Raw genomic sequence first — 9,462 nt, forward strand, 5'->3', positions numbered from 1 at the left:
AACGAACAAAAAGAAAGAGCATGTTTTGAGATAAAAAATGATCAAAACACACTCTTAACATATTTAATTAAATCATTCTTTTATAAATAAGTTTATTCATCTCTATAACCCTTATCCAATTAACGCCCCGTTTGTTGAATAACAATTGATTTAATGCTGACTTTAGTAGTTTTTTGTTTTGTTTCCTTTTGACTTTTTAAATAGCTGAAAAAGTGTGTCCTCCAATTTTTCATAAATCCTTAGAATATTTTTAGTAACACTTAATTTAGGTACTGTGAAATATATAAGGGTTGCAGTTGCAAAACTTATTAGTATTCCTGCTATAACATCAAATGGATAATGAACACCTACCCAAATACGGGAGATGCCAACTAGAAAAGCTAACATGATCCATAAGATTGACCAGCCTCTTTTGAAAAGCCAAAAAGAAATACAATATGAGAAGAATAAAATTGTATGGTCACTGGGAAATGAATTATCTTTTTCTTTCTCGATTAGCTTATTTACATCTGATAATTCTGCAAATGGTTGGAAATTTGAATGAAATTGACCTGATATTTTTCCGATTATAAATGCACAAATAAAAGTGATTGTTGCACATAGAATCATTAACCTATTGTTTTTGTCCCGTGTAAACCAGATAATAACAACACCTAGTGCAAGTATTAAAACCATATATTCAGCAATAAAACTAAAAACAGGATTTAAATATGTATACTCTTTTCCTAAGTCATTAACCAATCTAAATAGTGAAATATTAACTTCAGAAAGTTGCAAACCCTACCACCATCCTATCTCTTTTTTCTATATCTTAAAAGAGAGCAAGGGTGATCTGCCATCGATTCAAATTACATTTTATGACTTAATATTACAATTTTGTAAGATTGGTGTTAGTTCCTATTCAATATCTCCAATTCATCTTTTTTTAACGGTTTAACTTTTTTCAAAAGGTGCTACTTTTTACAAACTGATTAATTTTGTTTTAAAGAAACATCTGCTATATGATTACTCGCACCTATTAATGGAAGCCTGTATAAATTTTTCGTGATCTCTTGTCCTTCTTTTATTCGAACTTTTTCCCCTTCCCTCTATAAAAATTTTACATCGTTGTTTCATCCCCAGAATTTTTTCTGAATAAGTGGACGATGAAGGTTCCCATGAATACGGCGATTATTATACTAAATAATACAACTTCATCCATACGGAAACCAAATGCAGAGATGATCATTTTTATTCCAATAACACCAATCAAAAGAAAAGCAGTTATTTCAAATTCAGGAACTTTTTCAATCAATGTAATGAATAATTGAGCGACTCCGCGCATCATTAAAATCCCCAGCACTCCTCCGAGGAATAAAACCCATACTTGATTAGAAACGCCAAAAGCGGCAATCACACTGTCAAAGCTGAAAGCAATGTCCATTATTTCTACGGTTAAAACCGTTCTCCAAAATCCCATTTTCTTATTTTGAACTTCATCTTCTTCTTCATTTTTCTTTACAAAATTTTGAAAAACTATCCAAAGTAGATAGTGACCACAGACAATTTTAAACCAAGGAATGTTGATTAAGGAAACACCTAATCCAATTGCCACTACACGAAAAAAATAGGCACCAAATATCCCATAGAATAGAGCTTTCTTACGTTGGTCCTTTGGCAGGTGCTTTACCATAACCGCTAGAACAAGGGCATTATCTGCAGATAATAATCCTTCAAGAATAATTAGGCTCCCAATAATTCCCCAGCTAGCAGGATCCGTTACAACATTCTCTAATGTCTCAAATGAAAAAAATGAACTATAGGTATTAATTATTTCTTGTAGGAGTTCCATCCGCTTTTTTTCTCCCTTCTCATCTACCAAAAGTAACAAGTTATTACTTTATCATCAAAAACTTTCTACAAAATGAACATAAAGCTTGTACCCTACAATTTTCCCTCAACCCAATTTGCACTCTACTCTATATTTATGTAGGGCTTGTAAATATATGAAAGAAAAAAACCAAACATGCTATTACATGTTTGGTCAATAAACTCAGGTGGGCCTTATTTTTTTTGGTGATGATAGCCCCGTTCTCCATAGGGCTGCAGCTGCTCTAACCACTTTTCTTCAAGCTTTTGCAGTTCTTCTTTTTCGTTAAAATAGGCTTCTTCCTTCTTTTTTAGGATTTCTAGAACTTCAATTTCAAAGGCTTCCTTTCCAAATTCCAACCATTCTTTTTGAAGTTCTTTATTCCTATTCCCGCCTGTATCAAGCATGAATTTTAATCCGTTTAATGTCTTCAAATTTTTAGTACTGCCAATGAAAACCTTTTGATTTTCCATGTTTTTGATTTGAAATATCCCTGCTTCTATCGGAGTCTCTTTATATAATTGCTTGAGTTCTTTTTTACGATCCATATTATTTACCACCTTTTTTATATTACTTTTTAAGCCAGTATAGGCTTCCATCAAGCTTTCGATCCAAAAACCCGTATTCTATTAAATATCTTCTGATCAGTGCATAATCATCATAAAAAGACATCAATATTTCATTTAATTCCGCTTCATTATAAGTATTTTCGCGGTTAAGTTGTTTAACAATCTCGCTCAGTACAACAAGCCTTTGCTTTTCTTTCAACGGAAATTTCTTTAATTGTCCTTCTGTTCCATTAAGAAAATATTTCTTCACTATTTGCTCTTGTTCTTCCTGTGTAATATTGTACCGATCGTCTACCATCTTTGCTGTTTTAGGCGGAGGCACAAAAGCCGGAGCATGTTTATCTTTTTCCTTTAAAAGTTCCATCATCGCCAAAAAGGTCTTTGCTTGTCGTTCCTTCTCTTTTAAGGCAAAACGGTGGTGCCTAATGGTGGATACACTTCCTATCCCCGTTTCCTCCCGTACTTCTGTATCGGTTTTACCCTGATAAAATAAACGAAGAAGATGGTTCTGGTGATCAGTCAGCCCAGTGAATTTTTTATCAAGACCAAGCAAATACTCAAAAACCGATTGATGGGTTTTTTCAATATGAATTCTCATAAATCTTTCAGCTTCATAAAGAATTCCCTCATATGGATAAACAATCCCCTTTTCCACTTTCTCGCCGCAAAGAAGGCATTTATAAGAATCGGCCTTATCTATATACCCACGCTTAAGTTCTTCGACCGAGGCATTCCAGAAAATCTCCGAAAGTTCCATATTGCATCCACCTACTGACTTATTTATCACTTTTTATAAACATTATATGATTTTGTTTGATTTTTTACAAACATATTAATTAAAAGTTTATTAATCATATGTTAGATAGAACGAATTTTTTAGGTAGACAGTCACCATAACCACTTTTTTGTGCCCGTGAAATCGCTTATTTGGGATAGACGGGCACAATTGTCTACTTTTTGTGCCCGTGAATTCCCTTTTTTGGAATAGACGGTCACAATCAACCACTTTTTGTGCCCGTGAACTCGTTTATTTTAGATAGACGGGAACAATCAATCACTATTTGTGCCCGTGAATTCGCATTTTTAGGATAGACGGTCACAATTAACCCTATTTCAAAGTAAATCAGATGCATTAGAAGGAATATTTTTTGTACCTTATCGAATAAATGTATAGAGAAACGTTTCACAAGGAGGAATAGAAGAATGTATCGTACAATCGAAGAATTTGTGAAGAACTGGAACCATGAAGCAAACTCAACACAAAAAGTCATGGATGTACTGACAGATGATTCTTTGAATCAGGAGGTGGCTCAAGGTCACTGGACACTTGGAAAAGTTGCTTGGCATATTGTTACTTCTCTACATGAGTTGATGTCTCAAACTGGACTTAAATTTGATGCAGCGGAGCATGGGAGCCAAGTACCATCTTCTGCAAAGGAAATAGCTAATAGCTATCGTCAGTCAAGTGAATCCATGATCGCTGCAATAAAAGAGAAATGGACAGACGAATCATTAAAAGAAATGAAAAATATGTATGGGGAACAATGGCCAAATGGACTAACACTTTTTATATTAAATTCTCACCAAATTCACCATCGTGGTCAAATGACGGTTCTAATGCGTCAAGCAGGTTTGAAAGTACCAGGAGTATATGGACCTTCACTAGAGGAATCGGAAGCGTATGGAATGGAAACACAAACTAATTAAATGTATTCTATCTTAGGAGGTACAGCCAACATTTTACCGTATAATGTTGGCTGTACCTCAAAAACCTATATAACGTGAACCTCCTGAAGAAACTTTCGATCCAAATTACATAAATGTTTATTTTCTGTTTTCATGGCATTTTTTAAATTTTTCTGGCTTTTTTCTAATTTCCTTTTCTGAGCGTTGTAGGTCATCTTCATAAGCCAGAGTACATATTTTGCGAGGGTGAACGCCTTTCGATTCTCTTTAGATAAACTTTTTGGAAGTTTTCCATTTTCAAAACGAGCCACGGCTTAGAACAACGAAATACCTATCACTCGGTCAGGAAATTGATAAGCACACGCAACAGCATATGCCCCGCCACCTGAAACCCCGATAATAGAAAATTGGTTGATACCTAATTTATCAACCAGATCTTCCATATCATTTCCCCAATCTAAAACGGTTCTATCGGGTTTCTCATGATATCCCGAATCCAGGTCGGTCAGTTGTGATCAGTCTAATCCCTAAAGAAAATATCTTGACAAACAGAAATTAATTTAATAAAAATATAATGAGGATATATATTTTTTCATTTTTCAGTAATTATACTACTCTATCATCCAATTATTTTATGGGAGGGAAATCTATGAGTAAAACGATCCTTATCGCTGATGATGAGCTAGAAATTATCAATTTTTTAAGATTATTCCTTGAGATAGAAGGATTTACAGTAATTGAAGCGAACAACGGCGATGAGGCTTTATCAAGCATACAAAACAATCACGTTGATCTAGCAATTATCGATATTATGATGCCAAAACTCGATGGCTTTCAATTAATCAAATTAATTAGGAAGAAATACAAGCTGCCAATTATCGTTTTATCAGCTAAAAATGAGGAAACAGATAAAATTCTTGGCCTTGGTCTTGGTGCTGATGATTATATTTCAAAACCTTTTAGCTCTATGGAAGTTGTTGCCCGCGTTCAAGCCCAGCTTCGTCGAACCTATGAGTTCGATAAGAAAGCTTCACTGGAAGCAAGAACTTGTATTGGAGATATTGTACTTGACCACCATGAGTGCATTTTGTATAAGCACGGGCAACCCATTCAGCTTAGTTCAATGGAATATAAGCTATTAAAGCTTTTTACGGCAGAGCCTGGACGTATTTTTACAAAAAAGCAGATTTTTGAAAAGGTTCGGTCAGATTATTTTTTTAACGATGATAATACGATTATGGTTCAAATTAGTAGACTTCGGGACAAAATTGAAGATCAGTCGAGAAATCCAATTTATATTAGGACGATTCGCGGACTAGGATATCGTTTCTCTAAAAACGAAGAGCTTAATGGCAAGTAAAAATAAGCTAGCAAAAAATCTCATAAAAAATTATGTTTTCTTTTCAATTACAACTGGAATGATCATCTTTCTTCTATTAGTCATATTTAATTACCGCTTGCTTAATGAATTTGGCGACTCTGATTTTACGAAACTTAAAGCGAGTGAAATCGTACAACAAAATTATGTTGACATCCAGTCCGAAGCAATTGAAAAGGTTCATGGATGGATTGAAATTCTTGATGATCATTTGCGTGTTATCTATGTTAAGGGAGAAAAACAAGATATTTTTTTAAGCTACACAGAAAAAGAAATAAACCGCCAATTCTATGATTTAGATGATAATTTATATCATGCAACTTTAGCACCCTTTAAAACGAAAGACGGACGCACATTCTATTGTTTTGTTAAAATTCCCAAAAAATACTTATCAACTAGCTTTCAATTTTCACATGAATCAAAAGGGTTTATATCAATATTTTGGAAATTCCTATTACAAACATTAGCCTTATGTTTTCTCCTATTCATTATCAATGTATATATTCATAGTATCTGGACTGCTGGAAAAATAACCAGTCCCCTTCGTTATATCTCTGAAGGAATCAGAAATATAGCGAATGGCCAATTCTACAAAAGACTTCATTTTAAATCTAACTACGAATTACAACAGCTTCAAGAGCAATTCAATATAATGGCAGAAAAACTAGAAGAAGCAGAAATGGAGAAAAAACAATTAGAGGAAAGTAAACAGCGTATGCTTGTAGATATTTCCCACGATCTCAAAACGCCAATCACCTCGATACAAGGCTATATTGAGGCATTGCAAAGAGGGCTTATTACAGATGAGAAAAAGAAAAAAAGTACACTTGACCTTATCCATACGAAAACAAAATTGGTCACAAGCTTAATTGAGGACGTATTTGAATTGTCCAAGCTAGAAAGTCCTGACTATCCATTTACAAAAGAACGTTCAGACATGACAGAGTTTATTCGTCAAATGGCTATAGAATTTTATTATTCATTCAAAGAAAAGAACATCAATTTTCATGTGGATATTCCAGAAGAGGAAATAATTATTTCTTTCAACCACAAGCTTTTATACCGTGCTGTTTCCAATATTCTCTCTAATGCATTGACTTATAATCCCGCAGGAACATCGGTGCTCTTTCAATTAAAAGAAGAAAATACATATGTTCGTATTTCCGTTATTGATAATGGAATCGGAATTTCTGATTCGTTAAAAGAAAAAATATTCGAACCGTTCGTCCGAGGAGATCAATCGAGAAAAAGCGACGGAGGAACAGGTCTAGGTTTAACTATTTCTAAAAATATCATTAAAAAGCATGGTGGCCAAATTGAATTAGATACGAGCATGGGGAATACGGTGTTTCAAATTATATTATTTAAATGAGTTAACTTAGAAAGGCTGCCGGCAGTATATGCAAGCAGCCTTTTTACAAATTACCAGATACTAATTTCGTATTCCGATGTCGTTCATTAAGATAGTGCCTTTCTCTGTTAAATCAAATTCAAAACTTATTTTTTGCAGTGCTAATGGATTAAAATGACTGTTCACTTGCTTAAAGTCAGTTAATTTAAAACTATAGTTTTGAAATACTGGTTCCTTCGTTTCTCCAAGGTTTTCAAAAGGCCATTTTAGTAGTTTACCTTCGATCATTGGTACTAATTTCGAAATATGGCTTAAAGGCAAGCTTGCTTTATTTCCATTTTTATCTTCAACTTTAACTGTTAAATCAATCAAATCTTCATGATAAGATGTAGTCTTTCTTTCACTGCTATCCGCCATCGAAAAGACGATTGAGCTATTTTCAGTAAATGTTATGCCCTCATCCGGCAGGACTACTGTATAAGAAGTAGTATCTGAAAACTTACTGGAATTCCACCCTAATCTAACAGCACTATATTCATCCTCCCCATACTTCATTTTCACCTTTTCTTCCTTCCACACCTGTAAATTCTTTCCGATTAGTTTACCTCCTGGAATTGTTGTACTCAATAAATCGATATCCTCGTCGTATGTCGAAATGAAGTTTGTATTCGAGTCTTTATAATTACTAATATACATCGTATCGGGAAGCCATTCTTTCGCATAGCCAATATCCTTGAAAATATTTTTGTACTCCTTCTCATTCTGCAATGTTCCATCTAAGAAAGCAGAAATAAATACTTTTGCTATTGTTTCTTGGTCAGCTCGTGACATAAGCTGTTTTAAATTAAAGAGCTGATTCCCCATCCCTACTCCATCGCCTCTACTCCAACGACGATTGAATTGCCCATGATTAGCTCCATAAATATAGACAGATGCTGTGATAAAGTCTTCCTTATTTGTAAAACTTACTCGATTATATTGACTTGCGCTATCGAACGTATTTACATCCATATCATGGGCTCCATGCAATGCCAAGAAATTCACATTTTCAAGAGGAATCATCTTACCAGAGGACTTGTACTGTCCATTCGTCCCCGCAATAGAAATTAAGGTACGGATATGAAAATTATAATCAAACTTAATATTACCATTATCAGGAAAACTATTTAACTTATTAAAAGCAGCAGCAATCGCAATCGCTTCTCCTCCACGAGAATGACCGATAAGGGCTATTTGATCCATATTTACCTTCTGATAAAACGGGTTTCTTTTATCGGAATTCCACTCCTTCCATGTTCTAATATGTTCAAGTATTAACAAACCTCTTGCTGGGTTTTCATTCTCTAAAGCACTGACCATAAACATATCGTCATATGGTGAGGCATTTAGAAAATTCTCATCAATAGAAACAAAAATATAGCCGCGACTTGCTAGCAGTTCGCCAAGATAATCATAACCAGGATCAGAATAGCTGGTCATCATATGATTTCCATGCACAATTACAACTAAAGGGAAGGGCCCTTCTCCTTCTGGATACCATACTGATCCATTCAGTGGCATTTCTTCAGGTCCAAAGCCAACCGTCTTCGATCTTAGAGAAGACCATTTTTCCACGAAAGCTGAACCATCCACCGTTCTTGTTAAGAGAGAATCATGTTGGTTAAACTCCTTTCGGTAACTATTTTTACTGCCATATGTAATCGTATTAACTTGATATGGTCCTTTCTCTATCGGACTTTTCACTAAATGTTCTTCATAGCTTGGGGAGTTTTTCAATTCTTTCAATGTTACTCCAGCGACTTCCGCTTCGCCATCATTGACAATCCAGAATCCAGCAAGTCCGAGAGCTATTGTCATTGATACAAATAATCCGCTAGCTACAATTTTCTTCAGCATTGTTGTATTTTTGTAACTACCTTGAATAAATTTATACAAAACAGCACCCCAAATAGATAACCCGAAGATAATAAATAGGACAACTGCGCTAGAAACATATAAAGGTCCTACGAAACAGATATAAAGTAGCACAAATGAACTCAAAAATAGCCAAAGATAGCGGCTCGGCATTTTCTTGATTCCATGTACAAGTAGTGTGATAAACCCACATAGTAATACAACAACTACAATAAATAAAAATGAACCTACTGCAAAATCAATAAAGCCCCGCTCCCATAATAAATAATGCGCTTGAATTAAGAAGAGAAACAAAACCGCCAACACAAGAACAAATGATGCTCCCTTCCATCCTGGTGATAATGACTTAATGCGATTTCGTTTTACTTTAATTACACTTAATAATTGGGGGAGTTTCTCTTTTTTCGTCTCCATTCTTTCATCCTCCTTAGACAACATCAATGTTTCTTCTCACTACAAAATTTTACAGGTTATTTCTTTCTACATGCTTACTTCATTCTTTCAATAACCTTACAATCATTCATAAGGGGATGTCTGTTATTACCTTTCATATTCCTTGTTGAGTTATCCTAAGATACGTGTAAAAACGGGTTAAAGGATGTATTTTATTTCCAATTTCATTCTTGAAATAAAGTTTGATTAAACTAACTCTATAAACGTTGACAAAAGACCAAAAAAAGCGTGTTTTGAAAGAAGATTGTTCAAAACACGCCTT

General features: G+C 34.5%; 9 protein-coding genes. 3 read left to right on the plus strand and 6 right to left on the minus strand.

The features are described 5' to 3' along the window. Positions 1 to 162: 162 nt before the first annotated feature. From V7150_RS15840 to V7150_RS15855, 4 genes are all read right to left on the minus strand, one after another. Positions 163 to 777, minus strand: coding sequence for an undecaprenyl-diphosphatase (locus V7150_RS15840; protein ID WP_335520174.1), 615 nt, complete (start codon positions 775 to 777; stop codon positions 163 to 165). A gap of 322 nt (positions 778 to 1,099) precedes the next feature. Further along, complete coding sequence (locus V7150_RS15845; RefSeq protein ID WP_335520177.1) at positions 1,100 to 1,831, minus strand: TerC family protein; 732 nt, start codon at positions 1,829 to 1,831, stop codon at positions 1,100 to 1,102. Between the two features lie 212 nt (positions 1,832 to 2,043). Continuing rightward, the gene (locus V7150_RS15850; RefSeq protein WP_335520179.1) at positions 2,044 to 2,397 is read right to left on the minus strand and encodes a GIY-YIG nuclease family protein; all 354 of its coding nucleotides are present in this window, start codon (positions 2,395 to 2,397) and stop codon (positions 2,044 to 2,046) included. Positions 2,398 to 2,419: 22 nt separating this feature from the next. Then, a complete protein-coding gene (locus V7150_RS15855) occupies positions 2,420 to 3,175 on the minus strand; it encodes a DUF2087 domain-containing protein (RefSeq protein WP_335520182.1) in 756 nt (251 codons plus the stop codon). A gap of 446 nt (positions 3,176 to 3,621) precedes the next feature. Between V7150_RS15855 and V7150_RS15860 the strand changes: the two genes are divergently transcribed. Then, on the plus strand, positions 3,622 to 4,125 hold the full coding sequence (locus V7150_RS15860; RefSeq protein ID WP_335520185.1) for a DinB family protein: 504 nt from the start codon (positions 3,622 to 3,624) through the stop codon (positions 4,123 to 4,125). A 293-nt stretch (positions 4,126 to 4,418) separates the two neighbouring features. Here the strand turns inward: V7150_RS15860 and V7150_RS15865 are convergent, their stop codons facing one another. Further along, the gene (locus V7150_RS15865) at positions 4,419 to 4,547 is read right to left on the minus strand and encodes an alpha/beta fold hydrolase (RefSeq protein ID WP_335520187.1); all 129 of its coding nucleotides are present in this window, start codon (positions 4,545 to 4,547) and stop codon (positions 4,419 to 4,421) included. A 206-nt stretch (positions 4,548 to 4,753) separates the two neighbouring features. Between V7150_RS15865 and V7150_RS15870 the strand changes: the two genes are divergently transcribed. Together V7150_RS15870 and V7150_RS15875 are read left to right on the plus strand one after the other, a co-directional pair. Further along, positions 4,754 to 5,464, plus strand: a complete 711-nt coding sequence (locus tag V7150_RS15870; protein ID WP_335520189.1) for a response regulator transcription factor — start codon at positions 4,754 to 4,756, stop codon at positions 5,462 to 5,464. After that, complete coding sequence (locus tag V7150_RS15875) at positions 5,454 to 6,854, plus strand: sensor histidine kinase (RefSeq protein WP_335520192.1); 1,401 nt, start codon at positions 5,454 to 5,456, stop codon at positions 6,852 to 6,854. The genes V7150_RS15870 and V7150_RS15875 overlap by 11 nt, the downstream gene beginning before the upstream one ends. Positions 6,855 to 6,914: 60 nt before the next feature. Here the strand turns inward: V7150_RS15875 and V7150_RS15880 are convergent, their stop codons facing one another. Beyond that, positions 6,915 to 9,161, minus strand: coding sequence for a poly(ethylene terephthalate) hydrolase family protein (locus V7150_RS15880; protein ID WP_335520195.1), 2,247 nt, complete (start codon positions 9,159 to 9,161; stop codon positions 6,915 to 6,917). Positions 9,162 to 9,462 lie beyond the last annotated feature (301 nt).

The organism is Neobacillus drentensis (genome assembly GCF_036965245.1).
GTDB classification, from domain to species: domain Bacteria; phylum Bacillota; class Bacilli; order Bacillales; family Cytobacillaceae; genus Neobacillus; species Neobacillus drentensis_G.